This is a genomic window from Pseudomonas brassicacearum subsp. brassicacearum (assembly GCF_008801605.1).
GTDB lineage: Bacteria > Pseudomonadota > Gammaproteobacteria > Pseudomonadales > Pseudomonadaceae > Aquipseudomonas > Aquipseudomonas brassicacearum.
In genome coordinates this window covers 402363-428704 of sequence record NZ_VZPJ01000005.1, presented here as the reverse complement: position 1 = coordinate 428704, position 26342 = coordinate 402363, and the positions used below count along the sequence as shown (strand labels likewise).

The window sequence follows — 26342 nt, the reverse complement described above, 5'->3', positions numbered from 1 at the left end:
TCTGTGGGAGCAAGGCTTGCTCCGTCGCCACAGAGGCTGCGCAATCTACAAAGTTGTTTTCCGAGAGACCACGTCGGGTGGTCTCTCGGTTTTTTGTTTCAGGCAAAGACGAAATATTTGCGCACGGTCTCGACCACTTCCCACGTGCCTTTCATGCCTGGCTCGACGACGAAGATGTCACCGGCGCGCAGATGGATCGGCGCCATGCCGTCCGGGGTGATGATGCAGTAGCCCTCCTGGAAATGGCAGTACTCCCACTTCACGTAATCCACACGCCATTTGCCGGGTGTGCAGATCCAGGTGCCCATGATCTTGCTGCCGTCTTCGCTGGTGTAGGCGTTGAGGTTGACGGTGTGCGGGTCGCCTTCGAGTTTTTCCCATTTGCAGGCGTCGAGTACGGGCAGCGGATGGGTGTCGCGCAGGACGGTGATGGGTGCGGTCATGTGAGCTCCGAAAGGGGCAGAAGAGAACAGGCACCCTAACGCGCGGCATGAGCGGGTAGATGTCTGTGGTCGACACCGGGCTATCCAGAAGCGCGCATCAATCGGCCAGATGCCGAGCCAGGGCCGTGGCGTAGGCCGGCAAACCGTCGAAGTTGCGGGCGCACAGCAGCAACGCCCGGTGCGCCCAGGCTTCTTGCAACGTGACACATTGATACGAAGGCTCGGGTGGGCGCCGGTCGATGGTAGCCTTCGGCACGATGGCAATGCCTGCACCATGGGCCACCATGCGAATCATCCCGTCGAAACCATCGGCACGAATGCGCACTTGCATGCGTGAGCCGATGTGCAGGGCCTGCTCTTCCAGGTGGATCGCCAAGGCGCTGGATGCGTTCAGGCCGACATAATCGTGGCTGAGGGTCTCGCTGAAACGTACGGCGCGACCGTCAGCCAGGGGGTGTCCGGTCGGCAGGATCAATACCAGCGGATCGTCGCGAAAAGGCCAGGCCTGAAGGCCCTCGGTGTCCACTGCGTCGGAAACGATGCCCAGGTCCGCCGCGCCTTGGCGCAGCGCATGGGTGATCCGTGAGCTGGGCAATTCCTGCAGGTCAATGTCGAGGTTGGGATGGGCCTGGAGAAAGCCGGCCAGCAGCTCGGGCAGGTATTCGGTCATGGCGCTGGTGTTGCACAGCAGCCGCACCCGGCCTTTGACGCCCTTGGCGTATTCGGCCAGGTCCTGTCGCAGGTGTTCGGCCTGTTGCAGCAGGACCCGGGCGTGCTCGGCCAGGGCTTTGCCCGCGGGAGTGGGCGTTACACCACGCCGCCCCCGTTCAAGCAGGTCGATGCCCAGGGACGCTTCCATGGCTCGCACTCGTGCGCTGGCCGCGGCCAGGGACAAATGGCTGCTAGCCGCACCGGCGGTGATGTTGCCGGTGTCGAGAATGTTCAGGTAGAGGCGCAGGTCGGTGAGGTCGAAGTGCATGGGCGGGGATCCTGTCTCAAGTGCTGTGGCGCCTGGTTTATCGTCATCGCGAGCAAGCTCGCTCCCACATGGGATTGCATTTCAACTGTGGGAGCGAGCTGGCTCGCGATGGCGTCGGCCGCATCAGCGAGTTCACAGCCTCTTGCCGCAAGAGAGGCAGTCTCAGTATATGACAGATTTTAAAGCCGAGGCCTCGGGTGCAGGATACCCCCATGGACACACTCATCGCTTTCTATCAAAACCTCGGCCTGGCCCTTTCCCTGCTGGTTATCGGCACCTTCCTGCTGGCCGGCACCATCAAGGGTGTGATCGGCCTCGGCCTGCCGACCATCTCCATGGGCTTGCTTGGGTTGGCTATGGCTCCGGCGCAGGCTGCGGCGCTGCTCATCATCCCAGCGACCCTGACCAATCTCTGGCAACTGGCTTTCGGCGGCCATCTGCAAGCCCTTCTCCGGCGTCTGTGGCCGCTGTTGCTGGCGATTTTCATTGGCACCGGGCTCGGTACGCTGTGGCTCGGCATGACGGGCGGGGCCTGGGTGGTGCGGGCTTTGGGCGCGGCGCTGGTGCTGTATGCGTTGAGCGGGCTGTTGCTGCCAACGCTGCGGGTCGGCGCCCATGTCGAGCCGTGGATCGCTCCGCTCTGCGGGTTGCTCACCGGCCTCATCACATCCGCCACTGGCGTATTCGTCATTCCGGCGGTGCCCTATCTGCAAGCGCTGGGCCTGAGCAAGGACGAACTGGTACAGGCCTTGGGCCTGTCATTCACCGTTTCTACCCTGGCCCTGGCCGCCGGCCTGTTGTGGCGCGGCGCACTGGGTGGGGGCGAATTGAGCGCTTCGCTGCTGGCGCTGGCACCGGCGCTGCTGGGGATGTGGCTGGGGCAATGGTTGCGCCAGCGGATCAGCGCCGTGTTGTTCAAGCGGGTGTTTTTTGTCGGCCTCGGCGTGCTCGGCGGCCATTTGCTGATCAGCGGCTAGCCGAGGACGGGCTGAGCATGTCGACGCGGCGGATTTCGAAGTCGCGCTCCAGATAATCCATGCGTTGTTCGAAGAACTGCTGCATGTGCGGCAGGTTCGAGTGCACCTCCAGGTGCGCCTGGGATGCCCAGATCTCATAGAAGATAAACAGCGTCGGATCCTGCTGGTCCCGCAGCATGTGATATTCGACGCAGCCGGGCTCGGCACGGCTTGGCTCGACGTAGGCGCGGAACAACGCTTCGAAGGCTTCGGCTTTTTCCGGACGGGTCTTGGCGTGCAGGATGAAACCGTGCAGTTCGCTCATCGAGGTGGCTCCTGAGATAAAAGAGGTCTCGAAGTCTAAGGCAATAATCGGCCGTTCATTTGTGCGTATAGGTCAAATCAGTTTTGCCGTCGGGTGGCTTATTCCCCATGAAGCTCATCGTTATTCTGCCGCCATCATTTTCAACCTTTCCATGCGGCGGCCTTTGCCGGCCCATGCCGTGGAACCCGATGAGATTCCCCATGAAAAAAGTCCTGTTGCTCAATGGCGGCAAACAATTCGCTCACTCCGACGGTCGCTACAACGCCACCCTCCACGACACGGCGCTCAGCGTGTTGGACCGTGGTGGTTTTGATGTGAAAACCACTTTCATCGACGGCGGCTACGACATCAAGGAAGAAGTCGCCAAGTTCCTGTGGGCCGACGTGATCATTTACCAGATGCCGGGTTGGTGGATGGGCGCACCCTGGACCGTGAAGAAATACATCGACGAAGTCTTCACCGAAGGCCACGGCAGCCTCTACGCCAGCGACGGCCGGACCCGTTCCGATGCCTCGCAGAAATACGGCAGCGGTGGCCTGGTCCAGGGCAAGCAGTACATGTTGTCGCTGACCTGGAACGCTCCGCAGCAAGCCTTCGACGACCCGACCGACTTCTTCGAGGCCAAGGGCGTGGACGCGGTGTACTTCCCGTTCCACAAGGCCAATCAGTTCCTCGGCATGACCGGCCTGCCGACCTTCCTGTGCGTGGACGTGATGAAGCGCCCGAACATCGAAGAAGATGTGGCGCGGTATGAGCGGCATTTGGTTGAGGTGTTCGGTCTGAAGGTGTGACCTTTCTTTTGCTGCGCATCCCGATACTATCCTGTGGCGGGTGGGTGAACCTGCACTGTGGGAGCAAAGCTTGCTCGCGAAACAGACACCTCGATTCCCGAAAGACCGCGGCGTCTTCATCGCGAGCAAGCTTTGCTCCCACATAGCGAGGATAAATCCCCTCGCCACAAGAGAGATCAGTCGACAGGGGGATACGTGAAAGCCAGATCCGACGAATTGCAGATTTTCGTCTGCGTGATCGAGTGCGGATCCATCTCCGCCGCCGCCGAGCAGGTCGGGCAGACGCCGTCGGCGGTCAGCCGCACGTTGTCGCGGCTGGAGGCCAAGCTCGATACCACGCTGATCAACCGCACCACGCGGCGCATGGACCTGACCGAGGAGGGCAAGTATTTCTTCGAGCAGGCCAAAGGCATCCTCGACCAGATGGATGAGCTGGAAGAGCGCCTGTCATCCCGCCAGAAAAATCCTGCAGGCCGGTTACGGATCAACGCGGCCTCGCCGTTCATGCTGCATGCCATCGTTCCACACATCGACGAGTTCCGCAGGCGTTACCCGGACATCCAGCTCGAACTCAACAGCAACGACCTGATCATCGACCTGCTGGAGCAAAGCACCGACATCGCCATCCGCATCGGCACCCTCACCGACTCGACGCTCCACGCTCGCTCCCTGGGTTGCAGCCCGTTGCACATCCTGGCCAGCCCCGCTTATCTGAAGCAGCACGGCACGCCGTCAAGCGTCGCCGAGCTGGCAGGCCATGCGCTGCTGGGGTTTGCCCAGAACGAGGGACTCAACCAGTGGCCGCTGCGCCACGTACACGGTGATCGTTGGCTGATCCAGCCAGCCATCAGCGCGTCCAGTGGCGAGACCGTGCGCCACTTGGCGCTGCAGGGGCAGGGCATTGCCTGCCTGTCGGACTTCATGACCCGCGAAGACATCCGTGCCGGTCGGCTGAAGGTGCTGCTGGCCGATGCCAACAGTGGATATCGCCAGCCGATCAATGCCGTGTACTACCGCAACTCGCAATTGGCCTTGCGGATCCAGTGCTTCCTGGACTTCATCCAGGACAAGCTCGCCGGCTATGCCTCGCGGGAGTTCAAGGACTGATTCGTGACTTCAAGGCAAGAGTGATTTGGGCAATGTGGCCTGTTTCGTCAGGGATGGGGCCTCGATACTTGCGCCATCACTGATCTGGCCAAGGAGTTTGTCCATGAACGTATTTGTCACCGGCGCTGCCGGTTTTATCGGCGGTTCCATCGCCACCGGCCTGGTACGCGCCGGGCATCGAGTCATCGGTCTGGTGCGCAGCGCCGAACAGGCGAACGAACTGACGGCGCTGGGCATCGAGCCGGTTATCGGCACCCTCGAAGACAGCGCGCTGCTGACCGAGCAGGCCCGTGCCGCCGATGCGGTGATCAATGCCGCCAGCAGCGACCACCGCGGTGCGGTCCAAGCGTTGATCGAAGGGCTCAAGGGCTCGAACAAAGTGCTGCTGCACACCAGCGGTTCGAGCATCGTCGGCGATGCTTCGGGCGGTCGTTCCAGCGATGCGATCTACTACGAAAATGACCTGCCGGCGCCCACCGCCGACAAGGCTGCCCGTGTCGCCATTGACTACCTGGTCCTGGATGCGGCGAAGCAAGGCGTGAACTCGGCGGTGATCTGCAACACCTTGATCTATGGCCACAGCCTGGGCGTCAAGCGTGACAGCGTGCAACTGCCGCGCCTGCTCAAGCAGGCCGGTAAAAGTGGCGTGGTGCGGCATGTCGGGCCGGGACAGAACATCTGGTCCAATGTGCACATCGAGGACGTGGTCGAGTTGTACAAACTGGCCCTGACCCGCAACCAGCCGGGCACCTTCTACTTCGTCGAAAGCGGCGAAGCCTCGTTCATCGACATGACCACCGCCATTGCCCGGGCGTTGAACCTTGGCGAACCGCAGGACTGGCCATTGGCCGATGCCGAAGCGGAGTGGGGTTACGAAATGGCCAACTATGGCCTGGGTTCCAACAGCCGTGTACGAGGCAAGAACGCCCGTGAGCTGCTGGGTTGGACGCCGAAGCGGACCTCGGTGCTAGAGTGGATTCTTGATGAGATGGTGTGAGATCCATCAGTAGAACATAGGACCTGTGGGAGCGGGCTTTGCTCCCACCAAGCCCGCTCCCACAGGGTTTGTGTTGGCATGTCGTCAGTCGTGGTGCACGCCCGCGCGCTTGAGCATTTGCTTGCAGCGCTCGGACAGGTGGAACACACGCAGGTGCTTGCCGGCTTTGCTGTAGCGTTCGCGCAGGGTCTTGAGTGCGGCGACGGCCGAGTAGTCGACGAAGCTCAAATGCCGGCAGTCCAGGGTGACCTGGGCCGGGTCATCGGCCGGGTCGAACTGGTTGAGGAACGGCGTCGTCGAGGCGAAGAACAGCGTGCCGTGCAGGCGATAGAGTTTGCTGCCGTCGGCTTCCTGGTGCGTGTCGGCGTACAGCTCCCGGGCCTGTTGCCAGGCGAAGTTGAGCGCCGCGATGACGATGCCGCAGAGCACGGCCACGGCCAGGTCGGTGAACACCGTAATGACGGTCACCGCGATGATCACCAACACATCATTCTTCGGCACCTTGTTGATCACCCGCAGCGAGGCCCAGGCGAAGGTCTGCTGTGCAACCACGAACATCACGCCCACCAGCGCAGCCAGCGGGATGCGCTCGATCAGCGGCGACAGGAACAACACGAACAGCAACACCATCACCCCGGCCACCACGCCCGATAAGCGTCCGCGCCCACCCGAGCTGAGGTTGATCACCGTCTGGCCGATCATGGCGCAACCGCCCATGCCGCCGAACAGCCCGGAGGCGATATTGGCTGCGCCCAGCGCCACGCATTCACGGTCCGGATAACCGCGGCTCTGGGTGATTTCATCCGTCAGGTTCAGGGTCAGCAGGGTTTCCAGCAAACCGACCATCGCCATGATCACCGCGTAGGGCACGACGATCTGCAGGGTCTCCAGGTTCCAGGGAAGATCGGGCCAGGCGAAAGCGGGCAAGCCGCCGGCGATATGGGCCATGTCGCCCAGCGTTCGGGTGGACAGGCCGAGCAGGTAGACCGCCAGGCCGACACCGAGGATCGCCACCAGGGCCGGCGGCACGCTGCGGGTCAGGCGTGGCAGCAGGTAGACGATGGCCATGGTCAGTGCCACCAGGCCGGCCATCAGATACAGCGGATCGCCGCTGAGCCAGGTTTCACCCTGCTTGAAATGCTCCAGTTGGGCCAGCGCAATGACAATCGCCAGGCCGTTGACGAAGCCGAGCATCACCGGGTGCGGGACCATGCGCACCAGCTTGCCCAACCGCAACAGCCCGAAGGCCATCATGATCAGCCCGCCCAGCAGCACGGTGGCCAACAGGTATTGCACGCCGTGCTGCACCACCAGCGCGATGATGACCACGGCCATCGACCCCGCCGCCCCCGACACCATGCCTGGCCGACCGCCGAACAGGGCGGTCAGTGTGCAGATGATGAACGCGCCGTAGAGCCCCATCAGCGGGTTGAGGTGGGCCACCAGGGCGAAGGCGATGCATTCGGGGAGCAAGGCGAAAGAAGTGGTGAGGCCGGCGAGGGCGTCGGCGCGAAGACGTGCTGATTTCATGATTTACCTGACTGGGCGCCGGTGGAGAGTCGGCTGCCGGGGAGTGGTGCAAAAAACAGGTGCGGATGGTACGGAATTGAGTGCGGGGCGGCCAGCCGTTGGTCGGTTGTGTTGATCGTTCCCACGCGGGAGCGTGGGAGCGATCAACAAGTCAGGGCGATGAAAGTCTTGCGCTGAATTTTCATCAACGCCGTGTCGCGATGTCCGTCAGCGACAAATTTTATCTGTGCGCGAAAATTACTTTCAGTGGATTTGAAGATTATTCGTCGAAATGATTTATGAGTTTCACAACACATCGACGTGACCCCATTCGAGGAGTAACGCATGGCCCCTGCTTTCGGTTATTGGCTACTGGTCTACGCGGCCATCGCGATCATTGCGCTGATCGTGCTGATCGCCCGTTATCGGCTCAATCCGTTCATTGTGATTACCCTGGTGTCCATTGGCCTGGCGCTGCTGGCCGGGATGCCGCCGTCGGGTGTGGTGGGGGCGTACGAGGCGGGTGTCGGCAAGACGCTGGGGCACATCGCGCTGGTGGTGGCCTTGGGCACGATGCTCGGCAAAATGATGGCCGAATCTGGCGGCGCCGAGCGGATGGCGCAGACGCTGATCGAACGCTTCGGCGAGCGCAACGCCCACTGGGCAATGGTGTGCATCGCCTTCCTGGTCGGGCTGCCGTTGTTCTTCGAAGTCGGTTTTGTGCTGCTGGTGCCCATCGCCTTCACCATCGCCCGGCGTGTGGGCGTGTCGATCCTGATGGTGGGGCTGCCGATGGTCGCCGGGCTGTCGGTGGTGCATGCGCTGGTGCCGCCGCATCCGGCGGCGATGCTGGCGGTGCAGGCGTTCCAGGCTTCGGTGGGGCAAACCTTGTTGTACGCGATCCTGATCGGCATTCCCACGGCGATCATCGCCGGCCCGCTGTACGCCAAATTCATCGTGCCGCGCATCCAGCTGCCGGCTGAAAACCCGTTGGAGCGACAATTCCTCGACCGTGAGCCGCGCGCAAACCTGCCGGGTTTCGGCGTGACCTTGGGGACGATTCTGCTGCCGGTGATCCTGATGCTGATCGGCGGCTGGGCAAACCTGATTTCCACGCCGGGCAGCGGTTTCAATCAATTCCTGCTGTTCATCGGCAACTCGGTGATTGCCTTGCTGCTGGCGACCATCCTCAGCTTCTGGACCCTTGGCCTGGCCCAGGGCTTCAACCGTGAGTCGATCCTCAAGTTCACCAACGAATGCCTGGCACCGACCGCCAGCATCACTTTGCTGGTGGGCGCTGGCGGCGGTTTGAATCGGATCCTGGTGGACGCCGGGGTCACGCAACAGATCGTCGGCCTGGCCCAGGAGTTCCAGCTGTCACCGCTGGTCATGGGCTGGCTGTTTGCCGCACTGATGCGCGTCGCCACGGGGTCGGCCACCGTGGCAATGACCACGGCATCCGGCATCGTCGCGCCTGTGGCGATTGGCCTGGGTTATCCCCACCCCGAACTGTTGGTGCTGGCGACCGGCGCCGGGTCGGTTATCTTTTCCCACGTCAACGACGGCGGCTTCTGGCTGATCAAGGAATACTTCAATATGACCGTCGCGCAAACCTTCAAGACCTGGACCGTGCTCGAAACGCTGATCTCCGTGGTCGCGTTCGCCTTGACCCTCGGGCTTTCACGCTTGTTTTGAGCGCAACGCCACCCAACAGGAGCCGCCATGGACATCCTCTACCAGATCCGCTCCCGCCAGGATTCCTTCAGCGCCGGCGAAGGCAGAATCGCCCGGCTGATGCTCGACGACGTAGGCTTTGCCGCCTCTGCCAGCCTCGATGAACTGGCCCAACGGGCGGAAGTCAGCAGCGCTACGCTGTCGCGCTTCGCCCGCACCGTCGGGTGCCGCGACCTGCGGGACTTGCGCCTGCAACTGGCCCAGGCCAGCGGTGTCGGCAGCCGTTTCCTCGACCCGGCTGGCGCGCCTGAGCAATCGGCGTTTTATGGACAGATCGTTGGCGATATCGAGGCGACCCTGCGCCAGCATTTGTCGGCGTTCGAAGAGTCGCGGTTCGGCGATGCGGTGCGGATGATCGGCAAGGCGCGGATGATCCATGCGTTCGGCCTCGGTGGCTGGTCGGCGCTGTGCGGTGAGGAATTGCAGGTGCGCCTGGTGCGTTTCGGCTACCCGATTGCCGCCTGTCGCGACCCGGTGATGATGCGCATCACCGCCACTTCGTTGAGCGACCAACATCTGCTCATTGCCTGTTCGCTTACAGGTATCACGCCGGAGCTGTTGAGCGCGGTCGAACTGGCTCGCAGCTACGGTGCGGCGATCCTGGCCATCACTCGCGCCGACTCGCCACTGGCCCAATTGGCCGACTGCGTGCTGCCCCTGCAAGGCGCCGAAACCTCGTTCATCTACAAACCCACGGCGGCACGCTACGGCATGCTGCTGGCCATCGACGTGCTCGCCACCGAGCTGGCGCTGGCCCACCCCGAAGACAATCAAGAGCGCCTGCGGCGGGTCAAACTCGCCCTGGACGATTACCGCGGCGGCGACGATCACTTGCCGCTGGGAGACTGACATGCTGTACGACACGCTTATCCGCAATGCGCTGGTCATCGATGGCAGCGACACGCCTGGCTACCGCGCCGACGTCGCCATTCGCGCCGGTCGCATCGAACGCATCGACGACTTGCGCGATGCCCGCGCGGTTGAAGACATCGACGCCGCCGGCCGCGTGCTCGCGCCAGGCTTCATCGATGTGCATACCCACGACGACACGGTGGTCATTCGCCAACCGCAGATGCTGCCCAAGCTCAGCCAGGGCGTGACCACCGTCATCGTCGGCAACTGCGGCATCAGCGCTTCGCCGGTGAGCCTGCGGGGCGATCCACCGGACCCGATGAACCTGCTCGGCACGGCCCAGGCGTTCGCCTACCCGCGCTTTACGGATTATCGCGCAGCCGTAGAGGCCGCCACACCGGCGGTCAACGTGGCTGCGTTGGTCGGGCACACGGCGTTGCGCAGCAATCACATGGACGATTTGTTGCGCACGGCCTCGGTGGGAGAAATCGCCGCCATGCGTCGGCAATTGCGCGAAAGCCTGGAGGCCGGTGCGCTGGGTTTGTCCACCGGACTGGCCTACGCCAATGCGTTTTCGGCGTCCACCGACGAAGTCATGCAACTGACCGAAGAGTTGGCCGCGTTCGGTGCGGTCTACACCACCCACCTGCGCAGCGAATTCGAACCGGTGCTCGAAGCCATGGACGAGGCCTTCCAGATTGGCCGGCACGCCCAAAGCCCGGTGATCATTTCCCACCTCAAATGCGCGGGCGCCGGTAATTGGGGACGAAGCCCGCAGGTGCTCGCGGCGTTGGAAACCGCAGCGAAATCCCACCCGGTCGGCTGTGATTGCTACCCCTATGCGGCCAGCTCCTCGACCCTGGATCTCAAACAGGTGACCGATGCCCATCGCATCACCATCACCTGGTCGACAGCGCATCCGCACATGGGCGGTCGCGACCTGGCCGACATCGCCAACGAATGGAACTTGTCGCTGCTGGAGGCGGCCCGGCGCCTGCAACCGGCCGGCGCGGTGTACTACGGCATGGACGAGGGCGACGTACGACGGATCCTCGCCCATCCGTTGTCCATGGTCGGCTCCGACGGTTTGCCCGAAGACCCGTTTCCCCATCCACGCTTGTGGGGCGCTTTCCCACGGGTACTGGGACATTTCAGTCGTGACGTCGGGCTTTTTCCGTTGCACACCGCCGTGCACAAAATGACCGGCCTTTCTGCGGCGCGTTTTGGCTTGAAGCACCGGGGTGAAATTCGTGAAGGGCATTGGGCGGACCTGGTGTTGTTCAATCCCCAAACCATTCGCGACGTGGCTGATTTCAACGAACCCCAACGGGCTGCCGACGGTATTGATGGCGTGTGGGTCAATGGTGTCTTGAGCTATCGCGAAGGGCAGGCAAACGGGCGACGGGAAGGTCGATTCCTGGCGCGCGAAGGCGATCTGCGCCAGGGATTCAGTCCATCGGGCAGCGTTAGATGGCGTGTAAGCGGCTGAAATAACGTTAATTGGTGCCACAATAATGGCACTGCGACACTCAAGAAGCCGGGCTCAAGGCCGAAGCATTGGGATCAACCCATCTACACTGGGTCTTTTCAGCCAGGGAGCAACCCATGAGCTTCGGTAAAACCACCCCAATCCTGCGGATCTTCGATGAAGCCAAGGCGTTGGCGTTCTATGTCGACTTCCTGGGCTTTACCGTCGATTGGCAACATCGCTTCGGTGACGACTTCCCGCTGTACCTGCAAGTCTCCCGCGGCGACTGCGTGCTGCACCTGTCCGAGCACCATGGCGATTGCACACCGGGCTCGGCGTTGCGGATCGAGACCGATGAATTGGAAGCGTTCCAGCAGCAATTGCTGGCCAAGCAATACCGCTACGCCCACCCCCAGATCCAGGCCATGCCCTGGGGTAGCCAGGACATGGCGATCAGTGACCCGTTCGGGAATCGGTTGGTGTTTACCAATGCGATTAATGTCTAGAGCCAGATACCCATGTTCTTTCCGGGCCGTGCTCCAGGTTCAGGGCATGGCTTGTTTCAACGTCTCGGCTCATTATTTGATTTCCGATACATGAAAGTTGTACACCCCATAGTTCCTGGGGTTGCGGCCGGTCGAGATGCGGACGTTTTCGGGAATGATGCCGCTGCAGTTGAAGCAGGCAATAAATGGCTCCGGCTGGGTCAGCTGCCCCGTCAGCTTTTCGGTGAACAGCGTCGTATCCGAAAGCACCCGTTCAGCTTGGCCCGGATACAGCGCAACAACTGAGTTCAACACGCCAACTTCGCCATGGGCTCCCGGTCCTCCGGCTCGTATGGGAATGATTGCGTTGCAGGCATCGATATGCTTTTCGATGAGCTCGCGGGTCGGACCTTGGAGTTCATACAGGTTGTCGATTGTCCTGCTCAGCGTTGGGTCGAGCTTCAGCGCTTCAGGGTCGACTTGAAATTGATGGTTTGGGTCTTTTTTCCGGTCGCGGTAATTGTCGGCCAAGTGTTCGATGTAATCAGGCGTATTGCTGATCTTGTAGCTGCCGAAGTTCAAGTAGAACTTCTCGCTGGTGGCGGAGCCGTCGTAATCCTGGTCTACCCCGCGATATCCCGTTGGGCCGGATCTGGGCGCTGGCAGGTTGTAATGCTCGTTGAGGACCATATCGTTATCGCCCGTGCGGTCCTGAATAACGCCATAGGCGTGAACGACCAGTTCCTTGCGCTTTGTCTTGCTGAAGCTGGGGTTGCTATCGAAACCCTCTCCGTGCATTTGCGCAGATTGTTTCGTACGCTTTGTCGGCGGGGGCAACATCATTTTTTTCGAGCGTTCGTGACCATCACGCTGGGTCCATTCGAATGGGTCAATGTCCCGCCCTTGAGCGTCAACGAGCACCAGCCCTTGATGGTCGACGAATCGCAGCGGGTTATTCCCGACCATGCAATACAGGTTCAACCCGTCCACCGCTCCCGCCGGATCCGGGCTGATCCAGCGTTGCAGCCAGGGTGCGTAATACCGGTGTCCGTAGTAATACAAGCCGCTGGCATCGCGCTCCTTGCCGCAATAGCGAAGGGTCCGATAATCGGCTTCCACGGCCGAGCGGGAGGCTATCCAGGCAGTCCCTCCAAAGGGCAGGTAGCTTTCCTGGCTGATCAGAGCGGCCTGGTCGTCGAGTTCCAGTGAGCTGGAGCCCAGATGATCGTCCAGGCTGTAGCGCATCTGATTGGCGGCAATGCCAGAGGGGCGGCCTTCAGTCCAATGCAAGTAACGCACGTTGCAACGGCCGGCTTGCAGGGTGATGACTTCCAGGCGCTCGCCATGACGGGTGCGAATCTCGAGGCCCGGCAAGTAACGGACTTCTCGAGTCTGCGTCGCTGATGAGGCGTAGGTGGTTTGTATCTTGCGCACCCGCAGGCCGCTGCTGTCGTAGCCATAGCGTTCAATGTCAGGGAGACGGTCTTCGCGCTGGACCAGTAACACGCTGTCGAGTTGATTGCGGCTGTTCCATTGCAACACCCGACCAAGGTCCAGGCTCTGTTGGTTACCGTTGGCATCGAAGTCCATTGCTGTGGCGGGCATCGAGTGGCCTGTGCGCCAGGACAGGAGCCGATTGCTTGTGGCAGCGATGTTCAGTGTCCGGGTGTAGTGGTTGCCTTCGCGAGCATGGCGCAGTTTGGTCAGGTTGCCTCCGGCGTCGTATTCATAGTGCTCGGTAAAGTTGAACAGTTGCCCGGGGTCGACCGGTGTCTTGCTGAGCGCCGCAACGCTCAATCCCGCCGCTTCACGGCCCGTCGCGCGGATCAACTGGTAGAGGCTGTCGTAGGCGAATGTGCTGATGGCTTCGACCCGCTGATTATGGCCGAACCGCGCAGGTTGGACCTTGTCCTCGATTCGCGTCACGTTGCCCACCGCGTCGTAGCTGTAGTGCAGGTCTTGCAAGGTGCGGCCAGAGACCGATGCGCAGAGCGAGGTCAGTCGACCATTGGCTGGATCGAAAACGGCGCGGCTGATGACACCATTGCCGAGGGTCTGGGATTCAACTTGGCCAAGCGCGTTGTAGACGAAATCCTTTGCGATGGTTTTTTCAATGGCCGTGTTGTTTATTTTCAAACTCACGGACATCAGTTGGCCGGCAACATCAAACGCGTAGCGCTGTTGGTGCTGGGTTGCATCGGACTGTTGAATGGGCTGTGCGAGGGCGTCATAGCACCAACTCGTCCTGTGGCCTTTTCCCTCTTCAAGCAGTGAGTCTCGGTCTTTCTCATCGGCAGGCCAGTCGGGTGGCGTGATGTCAGCCAGCAAGCGCCTGGTCTGGCTCAGCGGCTTGCCGCAAAGCGCATGTTCGTCGATGAGCAAGGTGCCGGCGCTGTCATCGTGACGGATGAGCGCACCGCAGAGGTTGCGCGTCGCCGCCTCTGGCGAACTGTCGCCGTAGCGCAGGCACTCGACTCTGCGCGGGGCTTGTCCTGCTGCTCGCTCCAGGACTGCCGTCGGCCTGAGTTGGTTGTCGTAGGTCGTTCGCCAATGCTGTTCGTTTTGCTCCCAGCGGTGCACGATCTGCCCGGCATCGCCAGGCAGGTTCAGTCGCCAGCCGGCGTCGACACTGTTCACCAGCAGAGCCTTGCCGGACAGACTGTAGACGGTGACCAGATTGGCGTCGGTTGCCGTGGCAAACAGGCGAGGGTCTCGCTGCGCAACCTGTCGTCCGGCCAGGTCATGGTCTCGCTGGGTGATACGCGCCTGGGCGGGCTCATCCATTTGGCATCGATGGTAAGCGACGTGCCGTACCGGCAGGCCTCGGCTGTCGATGGCGTTGACCGTGGGTGTCTTGCGATGAAGGCGTGCGTTCATGCCGCACCTCCTGCGGTCGAGGGATATTCGGTCATGACGTCTTCCAGCGTGTCGTTCTCGTCCTCGTCCACGCTGTACCAGGGGTGGCGGGTAAGTCGTCGCAGATAGCAAAGGCCGTCTCGTTTGGCGAGACGGGTGTGGGTCGCACGCCCCAGCGCGTCGTAGAACTGCTGGTCGTAGTGGCCGAACTGCCGCAAGGACGCATCGTTGATGTAGCGATGCTGATCGGCAAAGTAAGGGCGGTAGATGCGGATCGCCAAGCCCTTGCTGTTGTATTCCACTCGTTCGCTGATGCGCCAGCGGGTGGCTGCGATCTGCTCCTGCGGTTTGCCGTCCTTGAGCGTCAGTTCACCGTTGGCGTCCACGACGTAGGCCATGCCCGACTCCACCCATTGCTTGCTTTGCAAGGTGCGACCAAAGCCGTCGAAGCACGTCACGGTGACGCGGATTTGCTTCTGGTGATCATCGGGGTAACGATCGGCAACCAGCGTGGTGATGTGCATCGGCTCACGTACCGAGGCGTGAAGTTCACCTTTCAGTTTTTCATCGTCGACAGAAAGTACCAAGAGGTTCGACAGTCGGGTTCGAGCCGAAGCGTAGATATGCCCGGTGGGGAGCAGGTCACGGTTTGCCACACAGCGCGCGAGCCAGTCGGCGTCCATCAATGCCGCCTTCGATACGCGACCCATCCAACTGAAGGGGGCGTAATAGGTGGCCGTGGCGGCCTGCTGTAGAGCCTCCCTGCGCGATTGGATGGCTTCTGCCGGGTCTTTGAAGAGCGCTCGGTCGAACTGCTCGAGCGGTTTGAAACCCACACGGGTGGCGTTCTCGTCGCCATAAACGCTGGTGGCCAACACTTGGCCGAACGCGTCCGCGAGGCATTCCTGTACGTTACCGTTGGGGTCGGTAATGCTCACGGGCAAAAGTGAGCGGTAATCGTAGCGGGCCCGAGTGGTACAGCCATCGGGCAGCTGTAACGCGGTGACAAAGCAGTTGTACGTGTCATAGCTGATCTCGGTCACGCCGTGGCTGCTGCTCGGCTGTAACCCCTTGGCGTTATAGAAACCCTCCAGCCCGGCATAGGTCGTGAAGCCACTTTTGACTGACCAGAGGGTTCTCGATGGCGTGCTCGCGGGAAGAAAGTCGGCCATGCGATGGTAGCCACATCGTTCAAGCAGTCTTCCCTTGGGGCGAGAGCTCGGTGGCAATAGTTGAAAGGCTTGCAGGGAGACTTCGTCCAGCTCGGCGGTTTCCAGATGATCGACCAGGGCCTCGAAATGAGCGACGCCGTCCGGCAAGGTTTCTGCGCGGGTGCTGTCTTTGTAGCGTTGTACGCAAAGGCCGGTCAGGACGCCCTGGGTCATCCAGGCCGTTTCCTTGCTGAGCCCGATGAGTTTTTCATACGTCAGGTCTTGTGGGGTCAAGCCTTCGGCCTCGGGTGCCTTGGGTCGTTTCCAGGCGTTGGTGCGTTGACGATAGGGCAGGCCCAGTCGCCATCCTTGAGAGGCTTGCAGATGGATGAACTCGGCGCGGGTTTCGCTCAAGTAGTAGAACTGTTGCGCCGGATCATGAGCGTCTCGCCACCATTGTTGCTGGTCAACATCGCTGAAGGGCGGGGTATCGCTGGCGGTTTTGCGTCGAGCGTAATGGACGTTCACGCTGTGAGTCAGGGCGCCGTAGCGGTCATGCTGCAAGTTGAGGGTGTGCTGGCACTGTGGGTCGTCGCTCAGACCTTCGTACAGGAAACTGATGGACTCAAGCAGCAAGGGCAGCAGGCGCGCATAACGCCGATCACCTTCGGGCGCTTGTAGCAGACGTACCCGGTAACGGTTTTCCTGGACCGAATACAACTGGCGGCGTTTATCCCTTGCGTAGGTCTCGCAGCGCAGTAAATGGCCACTCAGGGCGAGGCACATTTCAAGGGTGGTCGCTGCGTCTGGCGGATCAATCAGTACGTCGCTATTGCTGCCAGCATCGTATTGGCACAGCAACGCCTTGCCCAGCGCCACGGCTGCCCGGTCAGCGTCGTGATAGCCGGTTCGGGCCATGTCCACCGACTGTCCGGTATGAAACCAGCTTTTTTTCAAGCAGGGTGCGGTGAAGCTTGGTGAGTCAGCATCGTCGGGATGGGCTTCGTTGTCGGTTTGCAGCAGCAAGCCGAAGCCGCGAAATTCCCGTTCGATGCCATCGTAATAACCCTGGCGATAGGAGAATCTCTGGCTCAGGCGATTACCGCTGATCTCATCCATCTGGGTCTGGCGCGACACCAGGTGCAGAGGCAACGGCAGATGACAGGCAAGGGGGGCGCGGGCTTTTACTCTTGCCGCCTTTTCATCCAGCCATTCCTGGGCCGAGCTGCGGTAGGTGATGCTGTGGGCGGCGCCCATATTGTTGTGGGTGCCGGTCAGCAGATACGGTTTTTCACGAACAAAGTCGTAGCGCCAATGTTGCGCCGGGGTCAGGTACGGCACGCTCAGTATCAGGCTGGAGCAGCCGAGCCCTTGCAGGTCGGCGATGTTCACCTGGCATAAGCGGTCGTAGCGCAGGCCTTCCGGCCAGGGCAGCGCAACCGCAGGCGCGAAGCCGTTGCCACAGCGGTTCATGAAGACCAGTGCTTGATCCGCTTGCAGGTAGATCAGGTCGGTGGCACCGGAACCATCCAGGTCCGCAAAACGGATGCGCGAGGCATCGAAGGTCTGGTGGGCAAGGCCCGGAAAGTCCAACATGATGCCTTTGCCGAAACGTCCGCGACCCAGGTTTGGCCAACACTTCACTTCGTTGTGACGAATGCGCACCAGATGCTGTTGGCCGCTGCCGAGCAGATCACTGAACGCCACTAGCTCGGAGGGTGACGCGGTGAGTACCGGCAAGGCATCGTCATCGCCGTCGTGAGGGACTTCTCGGGCCGCGGCGAAGCCTTTTTCGCGCTGATTGGCATACAGGCGAATGCTGCGTGGGCCTATCAAGGCCAGGTCGCCGAGCCCTTCGCCCATCAGGTCGGCCAGTTGCCCTTGTGGATGGAAAAATTCTGCAGGGAACGCGTGAAACGCAGCGAAATCCGACCAGCTTCGATCAGCACCGAGGGAAAAAAAACCGTTGAGCCCCGGTTGGGCAACGACCCAGTCCAGCCGACCATCGCCGGTGAGGTCGCCTAGCGTCTGGCGCAGCGGCTTTGCCGTATCGGCGACGGGGATGCCGGGCAGCGCTTGCCACTGCTCGTAATCCACTTCGTCCGTCTTGGTTTTGGCTCGAATGGGTTCGCGGTAATACCAGCCAGTGTCGCTTTGATAGAGCACACCGGGCAGACCTTCACCGTACAGATCCACCAGTTGAAAACCCAGGTCGCCGCTGAGGCCTGGCATGTCTTGGAAACGTTGCCAGGCGGGAGGATCTGGCAAGCGCTTGAACTCGCTGGAGCTGAACTCGAGGGGAGGGCGGTTCTGCGCCATTGCGCGATCGTCGAACGCCTGATCATGGGCTGTGCTCAGGAGGTGATATCCCAACGGCGTCTGGCGGTAATCAAGCAGCAGGCGCCGAACGAGGGCGGGGGCGGTGCCCAGTTCCTCGGGAAAATAGTGGAACATCAACACCTGGCGACACAGGCGCTCGGTGCGTAGTTCAAAACCGTAGGCAAAGGTGGAAAAAGCATCGCTACGGGGTTGCCATCGCTGGCCTTCATAGCGCGGTCGCTGGTCGTACCCGGTGCTTCGTTCGCCATAGTCGAACACCAATTCGAAATGCCATTGCACAGCCGTGGGTTGACTCGCTTTCCACAGGTAGAGGTCGGCGTCGGCCTTGAAATTGCCATAGCGCACATGGCTCAAATAGCGTTGGGCCGACGTATCCCCCGTGTATTGATAAAGAATGTGCTCGCCGCGAGCGTTCAGGCTTTCCTCCAGCAGCCATTCACCGACACGGCTTGCTTGCTGGGGATCTGCCCGGCGCGACTGGGGATTCTTGCCGAACAGATGGAGGCTGCCATCGGCACCGTGCACGAGCCAGAAACCTGGTTTGTCGTTGTTCGACGACCAATGTTCAATCCGGTCGAAGCCGCTTTCGACTCTTGGAAAATGGCGCGTCACTGTGTAGGTCGTGCCCAGGGCCAGCGTGTTGTAGCGATCGATGAGGGTTGAACGGATGACGCCGTTTGCGTCGCGTTCGGGCAACCAGACCACACCGCTGGGGCCGATGATTTCGTCATCCTCGGCATAAGCCGGGACGCCCTTGTTGGTGCGTCGTGCCACGCAGGGTAACGACAGTCCCCAGCCGATACCGAACACGCTGTTGCCGACCGAGCTGTCGTAACGCAGAGACAAGGGCGGAGCAAAACCGCGCCCTGGCGAAATCGGCAACGCAATCTCGTAGGACGCGGTGCCGTGGGCGCCGACGTTTCCCCAACCTTTGCCGACGCTCTGGATGGCGCCGCCGCCCTTGGGCAGGGTCGGCGCGGTAACCGGCAATGCGGGTTGCTCGTTCATTGCGCACCCCCGGCGGCCCTGGCCGTATAGCTCACGTGCACGATGACGTCGCTCAGCGATTCCAACAGGTCTTTTTGTGCCTGAGGATTGGGGAAGGTCAGTTGCCACGTGGAGACAGCGCCGGTGTATTCGAACGGCAGGTAGCGTTCATCGTTGAAGTTCAGGGTGAACAAGCCGTTGTCGTCGACACCAGTGGAAAGGGCGATCTGTTGGTTGGCGCGCCGGTCCTCCATGACCTGTCGCGGGTCATCAGGGGCCATGAACACTTTGCTGGAGGTCTGGGTCAGCGTGGCCCGGATGTTTTCATAAGGAGCGACGACGACCGGCAGGGAAACGCTGATGGTTTTGATCCGCCGCAGGTAATGTTTCTGATCCTTGTAATCAGCGTCGAACAGTTCGTGGGGCAGCTCGAACGTGCATTGGCCTTTCTTCAGGTCGGCATGCATGTCCAGCCATGGCTTGTTGATCGTCGAGGTTGGGGTCTGGTCCTTCAATTGACGCAGTGAAATCGTCTTGCGGATCTCCAACTCTCGCTCGCTACAGCGCAGATAGCTGGCCTGCATGTTCAACAGGCTGAGTTTCAATTGCTCGCCTGCTCCTAGCCCTCGATAGGTGGTATTCCATGCGCCGGGTTGGATGAATCGCGTCGCGAACTCGGCAATTTCGTATTGCCAGCAGGTCTCGGCGGCGAGGCACAGGGCGAGCGTTGTGTCGTAGGCCTGGCGGTAGAACTGCGCGAACCGGCTGTTCAGCCATTGATACAGTTGCGTCTTTGTAAAGCGCTTGCTGAGAAAGTCGTAGTGGGACTTGGCTTGGCTCAGGCCGGTTTCAGCCAGGTGTAACTGAAGGCGGGTGGCGGTTTGCTGCTCGTTGAAGTGCGCCAGTTGGGCGTCGATCTGCGCAAGTTCGAGCTGCGCCTGATTGTGTCCCTGTATCCATTCATCCCGGCGGCGATTGAACGACTCCGTGCGGTCGATGTTTTCTGCGGCCATACGGCTGGTAATGGCGGCGCTGTGGGCTGATGCGCTGGCAGAGAGCATCGGACCTTCCCAGCGGCTGCCGCCAAAGGAGAAGCCGGCAATGTTCGGAATCACCATCAAGCCCCCTGCCGCGATCTGGCACGCCGTTGCCACGATCTCGGCCGTGCCACTGGCCAGTTGAAACTGGGTGGCCAGTCTCTCGTTTGGACTGACGTCCTTTTCCAGCAGCATTTTGTAGTGGTCGATTCGGCTTTGGACAATCGCCTGGCTGGCCAGCAGCGCCTGGTGTTGCTGACGGTCGATGTTCAAGGCCTGGCGTTGCAGGTCGACCGAGATTTTCGCCAGGTTCCATGCTTGCTGCTGCTGTAGCTCCTGCAACTGGGCCTGTTCTTTGTGCTCGATCAGCGACAACAGCGAAGCGCCAAATTGGCTGAGGCTTTCCACTGCACTCAACGCCTGGCTGTGCATGATCGAGAACCGATAGTGTGGGATCGATGCACTCGGCAGCCCTCGAACCGTATTGTCCGAAGTATTCAGTACAGGGCTACCGAGCAACGCGCGAGGGCCCAGCGGCACTGTAAATACCGGCAGATGCAGCGGCTTGCCGGCAATGTCGAGGTTGTGCCGCAAGTTGTACAGGCGGCTTTCAGCGATGTCCCAGCACTGGAGCAACTGCGGGTTGAACGGCAGACGCAAGTGCGGGCTGTCGATGGCTGGCCAGGACGCGTGCAGACTGCCCCCGCGAACGGGCAATGAGGGCAGGGAGCGGGCGAGTGATCGTTCAAATGTGCGTAAGTCGTCACTGGTGGTTTCGCCCAGCGTTTGCAGGCTGAGGCTTACCCAATGATCGACCGATTGAACGGTCGGGCGTGGCCCCAACAGATCCAGCACCCGCACGTACCACAGCTTTGCCTCGCTGAGGCCGTCCGGGGTCAGTTGGCGGTAGGCGGCGTCACCTCGATTGATCAGGATGTCCAGGTACAGGAAGTACAGCGCCTTGCGAAAGTGTGCCGGATGACTAAGCGCGATCTGATGAGGGTCGTGGGGCGCCTGGTCGGCATACGAAGGCGTGGTGCTATCGATTAAAGAAACGGCCCTCCAGCAATGTTTCTGGCCGCGACCTGGATCGAAGACACGGCGCAACCAGCGTTCGGCCTCCTCATAGCGCTGTTCGGCGTTCAAGCGCTGGGCGACCAGCCATGGCATGTAGAGGAACAGTTCGGTGAAGTAACGACCGTAAGGGCCGTGGAAGTCCATCCTGTCGTGAGTGCTGTCTGGTATGGCGGGTTCCGGCAGGCGTTGTGTGGTCCAGTCGAACAGCTCGTCCAGACTGTTCTCGGTACGGCGGATCAGTTCTGCGGCGAAGGTGGTGTTCAACCTGATCGGTTGGCGGAGTTGGTCTCCGGCATCGCTGGTCTTGATGGCGCTATGGGTGAAATCGATAAATTGGGTGGTGCCTAGTCCGGCCGTCGATGAGGGGGTAATGCCTGGAGCTTGAAAGTGTGCAGGGATGCAGTTCAGCTTGATGGCTTTAAGGGCGGAATAGAGCTTCGTTTCCGGTTCATCGGGGTAGACAAAGGCAACCCCACACAAAAATGTATCGCCGTCTTGGCTGAGATCCTCGCTATGCCAAGTGAACTCGAAAAAATCCCTCAGGTCCGGTGCCGGGTTGGACTGCGCCACCACTGTCAGGTTTTCATACGACAGCGGTTGAGCCGCCGAGGCGGTTGGCTGACGGAAAATCACATATTGAATGTTTCGCGGCTCATCAAGAAAGACTAGTGCCTTACCAAAATTTAGCGCTGCGGAGTTGTTTGCTTGTATTGATAAGTTTTGTACCTGTCCGGAAGTGGTGCTGCCACTATTGCGTCTACTTTCGATAATCAGATGGCGCACTGCCTCTGTAGAAAGTAATTTCCCCTGAAGGTCTGTGTAGGCATGCAGCGTGATACCGCGCGAGTGTTCAGAGTCTCTGAGCACGTCGACCATGTGGTCGAACGATAATATGTGGCTCTGGTTAAGAGGTAACGGAGCGTGGCTGGTTACTTCCAGGTATGAACCTGCATCCAGTTCCACGTAGGGTGTTTCCGGCAGGCTTCGGGCGGGAAACACTAAGTGAATCTGGATTCTTGGGAACTGATCGTGTCTGGTTTCAAGCCTTAAGCGTCTTTTTTCAGGTGGTTCATAGAGGCTGGCGCGATTGTCGATGTCTGCAGTCATGTGTAGCTTGAGCGTGGAGGCGGTATGGTCATGGGTGGATCGGATTCTGATCCACTTCTGGCAACCGTCGAAGTTAGACATGGAATCGCTCATGCTAGTCGGGAGGGAAGCTTCAGCGAGAATGATTTTCGAGCGTGTTTTTGTTTGAATACGTTGCTCGACAGCGCCTGTGAGCACTTTCACGGCGGCCTCGTAGGGGAGAGATTTTTCTGTTGCCGTTTGCTCCGTGGTAGCTGAGTTATTCAACTCAGGGATGAGATTTTTATCGATACAAGCCGTTTTAATGAATCTGAAATTGTTGCCTGCCGAGTAGGGCGTGTCGGTTTTGAGTTCTCGTGCACACAAGGCTATAAACAGTGAGTCATGCGAGCCGTTGTTGTAGTGCACCGCAACAGAGCCTATCAATGCCCGGGTTGCATCAAGGTCCTTTCCGCAAAGCGCTTTGTCGTTGCAGTAACCCTGCAAGCCAACTCGCGGCGTACTCCAGTTTCCATCCTGTTTTTTGAAGCAAAAGCTCAAGCGCAATAGCGGATGACTGGTGCCTGATTGCCCGGCGGAGGTATGAGCGGTGTCAATGGTGAAGGCTCGCGGATCCTGTTGTATGCATTCTGCCCAGGCAACAAACAGACGATTGTTGAACCAGACAGGACGAATCGTGTGTTCGACCGCGCTTTCGGGAATGGGCACATCGGCTTTCTCCCAATCCGACCAGGCATACGGATCCGGCTGATCCCGTTTGGCGGCGATGGCTGGGGCCTCTGGTGGCGTACCGTCCAGTGGACGTTGCGCCATGTCCAGCGAGCGCCAGAAATAAGTATTCTCCGATCGTGATTTGGCAATGAAATAGTAAGTGCTGTTGGCAAAGTCTTCGCCGTCGATGTAGCCGTTGAGAATATTCAGGTTGGCGATTTCTTCGAATCGGGTCAGGTAGGCCATGACCGCCGATTGAACCGCATCGGCCTGGATCCGGCTCTGGTTGAGGTCGTTTTCCAATTGCTGGAAGTTGCCGCTCTTGTTATTCCTCAGGGCCGGGTCCAGGTAACTTGCGGGGAAATACAGCAGCTTTTGATGAGCCGCCCAGATGGGGTACTGATGCATCTCGTTGCGCCACGTCTGCAGGTGCTCGGGCGTGATGCTTGCCTGGTCGTAGCCGGGCTCCATATTCATCAGGATGCGATTGATGTATTGCTGAAGGCTGGCGATGGCGCACGCTACAGGCGTGGTGGGTACATCCTGGCTGACCAGCACGTCCAGTAGCCAATATTCATAGAGGTCCTGGGGGGTCTTGAGCCGCACCGTCCCGGTCGGGTCATTGTCGGGCGCGACCTTGTCCAGGTAGAGCGCCAACTGTGCATCGCGCAGGCTTTCATCCAGCTGCTTTTTCATGGCAACGGTCATATTCAATCCTTGAATAAAAAATGTACGCCTCAATGGCACGCAGCGATCAGCCCTTCACCGACGATTTTCCAGTCCTGTGTCAGGCTGTCGCTATTGAGTGCGGCGGCCTTGAGCAGATGGTTTGCCGACAGGCCTGTGCTCAAGCAACACGCCTGGCAACGCATGACCCAATCCACGGCTTGCATGGTGGTGGCGCGTTTGGGCGTCAGCAGCGCGGTCAGGCAACTCACTTGCTCGGTGCTCCAGCCCAGCAGGTGGGCCAGCAGGCCGTTGACTGTCTCTGCTGAATGTTGCGGTAGGTCTTGGTTGGCGAGTTGCAAGTAATGCAACAGGTTTTCTTCTGACTGCGCCTGATGGCGCGCGCAATGATTGAACCGTTCGAGCAAATACAGCGTTTGAGGTGTAAGCGTTCCTGAACTGTTCGAGGCTAACCACGTGGGATGATGCATTAACACCTGTAGCGTGCTGCTGCTCAGATGCAATTTCTGGCAGGCGTCAGCGGTGCGAAGCACGTGCGCCAGCAATGGCGGTGTTTTGCCGACAGTGGTCATGATGGCCTGGACTATTTCCGTGGCATTCGTGCCGGCCATTTTCATCACGCTGGGAAGATATTCGGCGGACACGTCGGCCTTGTCGTGCAGCAGTGTTTCTACCAGGCGTTGAGGGTCGTTGGTGGATTGTGTGTGCTCCCGAAGTGCGGCCAATCGCTTTTCCAGGTTCTGATCCAACGGCAAGTCATGCCTGGCACTCTCGAACAGGCGACACCACTGCAACACATCGAGATCGTTTTGCTTGAGCCAGTCCAGGGCCCAATCCATCGCCATCAGTACGTCGAGAATGTCAGGGCCGGTGGTGGTCAGCGCTCCGGTCACCAGCGCCCGACAGAACGTATCCCCTCCCAGTAACCGGGCCAGTTCCGTGCACGTCAGCGGCGACAGGCCAAACATCCGGGCGATACGGGCCTGGCGGTAGAGCGAGGAGACTGTAGGCAAATCCTTTTTTAGCGCCAGGTACTTCCCGGTCTGTTTCACCAGCAACAACAACGCGTCTTCCGTGAGGGCGAGTCCCAGGCCCGCGCCGAGATAGCTGAGGGTTTCAAGATCCGCGGGATCGAGGTCCGTCGCTTGTTTCTCCCATGCCGGGCTGTCGAGTAAACGGGTGCGATTGAATACTTGGTCGAACAACGGAACACGTTCTGCGCAAGCGCTGGTCGGCATTTCGTACAACAGCGAGGCAAACTCCTCAGGGATGATGCCATGGCGCCGCTTCATGTACTGATAGACCCCAAGCGCGCGCAAGGTGTTGGCGCCGAGTGTCATTGCGGTGTTGCCTTCCGAATACAGGCTATTGACGATCAGCGTATCCAGTTCGGCAAAGGCAATACCGGTCCATCGTTGCAGTCGGACCATGCGCTGCATGCGGTCGAAACGTTCGTAGGACTTGTTGCCAAACCCTCGCTGGTTCGTTCTGGTTTCAAGCACCAACGCGGGGGCGGTGTCGGGGCCGTTGATGTAAGCGGCGCCCTGGAGGTTACGCGTCGGGGGCGGGTTATGGGGCGAGATGCAAGGGCTGTATCGGCCATGCGCCAGTAGCTGCTCAACCAGTTCCGTCGTCAGCCCGGTGCGCTCCTTGAAGAATGTGAAATCACCCAGGCGCTCGACATCTTCAGTGCCATAGGCTTTTTTCAAGGCCTCGAAATCGGAGTTCGAGGCGAGCGGTGCGAGCAAGAGTGCCTGTTGCGCCGGACTGAGCCCTGAAAGCAGTTTTTGCGCTTCGCCAGGCGATTGCGAAACGTGTCCATACGTTGAGCCGTCCTGGCAAAACGGCAGTTTCAGGCTGATCCGATAATTGACTTCACCCAGGGCGGGTTTACCTGCGCCCAAGCCAAGCAGGCATTGGTGGTGGTGAAGATCATAGGGCAGTGAAAAGGGGTAGTGTGCGTCGGCCAAGGCCTGATGGACGGTTGTGCCGTCATCGAGACTGGCCTCGATATGGCTGCGCAACGTGTCGTTGACGATGTTGAGCATCGGGCGTGCAACCAAGGCACTGTGTGGGTCGAGCATCAGCGTGTTGAGGTCCGGTCGACGTTTCTCCAGGGGGATCTTGCGGGCGTGGGTGGAGCTGTTTTCCAACTGCCTGGCAAACAGGTACAGCGCACGCAGGTAGGCCACGGGCGAGTCGATCGCGGCGATGTCACCGTCCTTGCAAAACCGATCCCAGTTTTCCTGGAACAGTGCTTGATAGCTGATCGGCCCGGATGTCGGGTCTGAGTCCAGGCTGCGTCGCACACGGAGCTTGGTGTCGCTGGAGCAGAGTTGATGCTCCAGGTACAAGCGGCTGATCTGCCGGGCGTGGCTCGACGCATTGTCGTAGGCCTGCGCGGCATCTGCATCGCGGTGCTTGGCGAGCGCCTGGGCGAACTGCGTCTTGCCCAGGCGCAGGATGTCGAATACCGACGTCAGTCCCATTCGCTGCAGGGCGGTCTTGAAATCGGTTTTTGCAGCGTCCTCTCCGTCTGGGGAGGCAACGAGCTTGTGCAACAGCGAGTCGTTGCTTACGTCCATGTGTGGTCATCTCCTGTGCGGACGGAATGTGCTTGTTCAAGCGAAAACCGTACAGGAGCGTGCAGAGAAAGGCGGTAGGACCGGGGGCGGGAGATTTGTACGAAAGAGCGATTCGTGGGCTGCGCGGATGCAAGTCCTGTGGGAGCGGGCTTGCTCGCGAAGGCGTCGGATCAGCCAGC

17 protein-coding genes are annotated in these 26342 nt (G+C 60.2%); 8 read left to right on the top strand and 9 right to left on the bottom strand.

From position 1 onward, the window contains the following. Positions 1 to 98: 98 nt before the first annotated feature. Together F7R20_RS15170 and F7R20_RS15165 are read right to left on the bottom strand one after the other, a co-directional pair. The gene (locus tag F7R20_RS15170) at positions 99 to 443 is read right to left on the bottom strand and encodes a cupin domain-containing protein (RefSeq protein ID WP_003197542.1); all 345 of its coding nucleotides are present in this window, start codon (positions 441 to 443) and stop codon (positions 99 to 101) included. 97 nt (positions 444 to 540) lie between these two features. Continuing rightward, positions 541 to 1422, bottom strand: coding sequence for a LysR substrate-binding domain-containing protein (locus F7R20_RS15165; RefSeq protein ID WP_003197544.1), 882 nt, complete (start codon positions 1420 to 1422; stop codon positions 541 to 543). 212 nt (positions 1423 to 1634) lie between these two features. Between F7R20_RS15165 and F7R20_RS15160 the strand changes: the two genes are divergently transcribed. Continuing rightward, positions 1635 to 2399, top strand: a complete 765-nt coding sequence (locus F7R20_RS15160) for a sulfite exporter TauE/SafE family protein (protein ID WP_003197546.1) — start codon at positions 1635 to 1637, stop codon at positions 2397 to 2399. On the opposite strand, the gene F7R20_RS15155 is transcribed toward F7R20_RS15160, so the two are convergent. Beyond that, complete coding sequence (locus F7R20_RS15155) at positions 2389 to 2703, bottom strand: putative quinol monooxygenase (protein WP_003197548.1); 315 nt, start codon at positions 2701 to 2703, stop codon at positions 2389 to 2391. The two genes, F7R20_RS15160 and F7R20_RS15155, sit on opposite strands and share 11 nt — an antisense overlap. A gap of 55 nt (positions 2704 to 2758) precedes the next feature. Continuing rightward, positions 2759 to 2905 (bottom strand): hypothetical protein, encoded by a 147-nt coding sequence (locus tag F7R20_RS31645; RefSeq protein ID WP_155252634.1) that lies wholly within the window; start codon positions 2903 to 2905, stop codon positions 2759 to 2761. Here F7R20_RS31645 and F7R20_RS15150 point away from each other — a divergent pair. From F7R20_RS15150 to F7R20_RS15140, 3 genes are all read left to right on the top strand, one after another. Beyond that, positions 2904 to 3494: an NAD(P)H-dependent oxidoreductase gene (locus F7R20_RS15150; RefSeq protein WP_003197550.1), complete on the top strand. Its 591-nt coding sequence runs from the start codon at positions 2904 to 2906 to the stop codon at positions 3492 to 3494. The genes F7R20_RS31645 and F7R20_RS15150 overlap by 2 nt on opposite strands. Positions 3495 to 3689: 195 nt before the next feature. After that, positions 3690 to 4601, top strand: coding sequence for a LysR family transcriptional regulator (locus tag F7R20_RS15145; RefSeq protein WP_003197551.1), 912 nt, complete (start codon positions 3690 to 3692; stop codon positions 4599 to 4601). A gap of 103 nt (positions 4602 to 4704) precedes the next feature. Continuing rightward, entirely contained in the window at positions 4705 to 5598 is an 894-nt protein-coding gene (locus tag F7R20_RS15140) for an NAD-dependent epimerase/dehydratase family protein (protein WP_003197553.1), read from the top strand. An 84-nt stretch (positions 5599 to 5682) separates the two neighbouring features. Here F7R20_RS15140 and F7R20_RS15135 read toward each other — a convergent pair whose 3' ends face one another. Beyond that, positions 5683 to 7128, bottom strand: a complete 1446-nt coding sequence (locus F7R20_RS15135; protein WP_003197556.1) for a SulP family inorganic anion transporter — start codon at positions 7126 to 7128, stop codon at positions 5683 to 5685. A 324-nt stretch (positions 7129 to 7452) separates the two neighbouring features. Between F7R20_RS15135 and F7R20_RS15130 the strand changes: the two genes are divergently transcribed. The 4 genes from F7R20_RS15130 (at position 7453) to F7R20_RS15115 (ending at position 11667) form a co-directional block, all read left to right on the top strand. Then, on the top strand, positions 7453 to 8802 hold the full coding sequence (locus F7R20_RS15130; protein WP_003197559.1) for a GntT/GntP/DsdX family permease: 1350 nt from the start codon (positions 7453 to 7455) through the stop codon (positions 8800 to 8802). 27 nt (positions 8803 to 8829) lie between these two features. Then, complete coding sequence (locus F7R20_RS15125) at positions 8830 to 9690, top strand: MurR/RpiR family transcriptional regulator (protein ID WP_003197561.1); 861 nt, start codon at positions 8830 to 8832, stop codon at positions 9688 to 9690. Position 9691: 1 nt separating this feature from the next. Then, positions 9692 to 11182, top strand: a complete 1491-nt coding sequence (locus F7R20_RS15120) for an N-acyl-D-amino-acid deacylase family protein (protein ID WP_003197562.1) — start codon at positions 9692 to 9694, stop codon at positions 11180 to 11182. A 116-nt stretch (positions 11183 to 11298) separates the two neighbouring features. Further along, the gene (locus tag F7R20_RS15115) at positions 11299 to 11667 is read left to right on the top strand and encodes a glyoxalase superfamily protein (protein ID WP_003197565.1); all 369 of its coding nucleotides are present in this window, start codon (positions 11299 to 11301) and stop codon (positions 11665 to 11667) included. A 72-nt stretch (positions 11668 to 11739) separates the two neighbouring features. Here the strand turns inward: F7R20_RS15115 and F7R20_RS15110 are convergent, their stop codons facing one another. From F7R20_RS15110 to F7R20_RS15095, 4 genes are read right to left on the bottom strand one after another with little or no spacing between them, the layout of a single operon-like run. Then, positions 11740 to 14523: an RHS repeat-associated core domain-containing protein gene (locus F7R20_RS15110; RefSeq protein WP_003197567.1), complete on the bottom strand. Its 2784-nt coding sequence runs from the start codon at positions 14521 to 14523 to the stop codon at positions 11740 to 11742. Further along, on the bottom strand, positions 14520 to 19001 hold the full coding sequence (locus F7R20_RS15105) for a SpvB/TcaC N-terminal domain-containing protein (protein ID WP_081352602.1): 4482 nt from the start codon (positions 18999 to 19001) through the stop codon (positions 14520 to 14522). Before F7R20_RS15105 ends, F7R20_RS15110 begins: the two co-directional genes overlap by 4 nt. Next, positions 18998 to 23599 carry a Tc toxin subunit A-related protein gene (locus tag F7R20_RS15100; RefSeq protein ID WP_003197572.1) on the bottom strand — a complete coding sequence of 1534 codons (4602 nt, stop codon included), beginning with the start codon at positions 23597 to 23599 and terminating at the stop codon, positions 18998 to 19000. Before F7R20_RS15100 ends, F7R20_RS15105 begins: the two co-directional genes overlap by 4 nt. A gap of 29 nt (positions 23600 to 23628) precedes the next feature. Then, entirely contained in the window at positions 23629 to 26163 is a 2535-nt protein-coding gene (locus F7R20_RS15095) for a Tc toxin subunit A (protein ID WP_003197574.1), read from the bottom strand. Positions 26164 to 26342 lie beyond the last annotated feature (179 nt).

Coding starts and splice junctions, on each gene's coding strand:
- F7R20_RS15170 (WP_003197542.1), bottom strand. CDS start 443: ATGACCGCACCCATCACCGTCCTGCGCGACACCCATCCGCTGCCCGTA.
- F7R20_RS15165 (WP_003197544.1), bottom strand. CDS start 1,422: ATGCACTTCGACCTCACCGACCTGCGCCTCTACCTGAACATTCTCGAC.
- F7R20_RS15160 (WP_003197546.1), top strand. CDS start 1,635: ATGGACACACTCATCGCTTTCTATCAAAACCTCGGCCTGGCCCTTTCC.
- F7R20_RS15155 (WP_003197548.1), bottom strand. CDS start 2,703: ATGAGCGAACTGCACGGTTTCATCCTGCACGCCAAGACCCGTCCGGAA.
- F7R20_RS15150 (WP_003197550.1), top strand. CDS start 2,904: ATGAAAAAAGTCCTGTTGCTCAATGGCGGCAAACAATTCGCTCACTCC.
- F7R20_RS31645 (WP_155252634.1), bottom strand. CDS start 2,905: ATGGGGAATCTCATCGGGTTCCACGGCATGGGCCGGCAAAGGCCGCCG.
- F7R20_RS15140 (WP_003197553.1), top strand. CDS start 4,705: ATGAACGTATTTGTCACCGGCGCTGCCGGTTTTATCGGCGGTTCCATC.
- F7R20_RS15135 (WP_003197556.1), bottom strand. CDS start 7,128: ATGAAATCAGCACGTCTTCGCGCCGACGCCCTCGCCGGCCTCACCACT.
- F7R20_RS15130 (WP_003197559.1), top strand. CDS start 7,453: ATGGCCCCTGCTTTCGGTTATTGGCTACTGGTCTACGCGGCCATCGCG.
- F7R20_RS15125 (WP_003197561.1), top strand. CDS start 8,830: ATGGACATCCTCTACCAGATCCGCTCCCGCCAGGATTCCTTCAGCGCC.
- F7R20_RS15120 (WP_003197562.1), top strand. CDS start 9,692: ATGCTGTACGACACGCTTATCCGCAATGCGCTGGTCATCGATGGCAGC.
- F7R20_RS15115 (WP_003197565.1), top strand. CDS start 11,299: ATGAGCTTCGGTAAAACCACCCCAATCCTGCGGATCTTCGATGAAGCC.
- F7R20_RS15110 (WP_003197567.1), bottom strand. CDS start 14,523: ATGAACGCACGCCTTCATCGCAAGACACCCACGGTCAACGCCATCGAC.
- F7R20_RS15105 (WP_081352602.1), bottom strand. CDS start 19,001: ATGAACGAGCAACCCGCATTGCCGGTTACCGCGCCGACCCTGCCCAAG.
- F7R20_RS15100 (WP_003197572.1), bottom strand. CDS start 23,599: ATGACCGTTGCCATGAAAAAGCAGCTGGATGAAAGCCTGCGCGATGCA.
- F7R20_RS15095 (WP_003197574.1), bottom strand. CDS start 26,163: ATGGACGTAAGCAACGACTCGCTGTTGCACAAGCTCGTTGCCTCCCCA.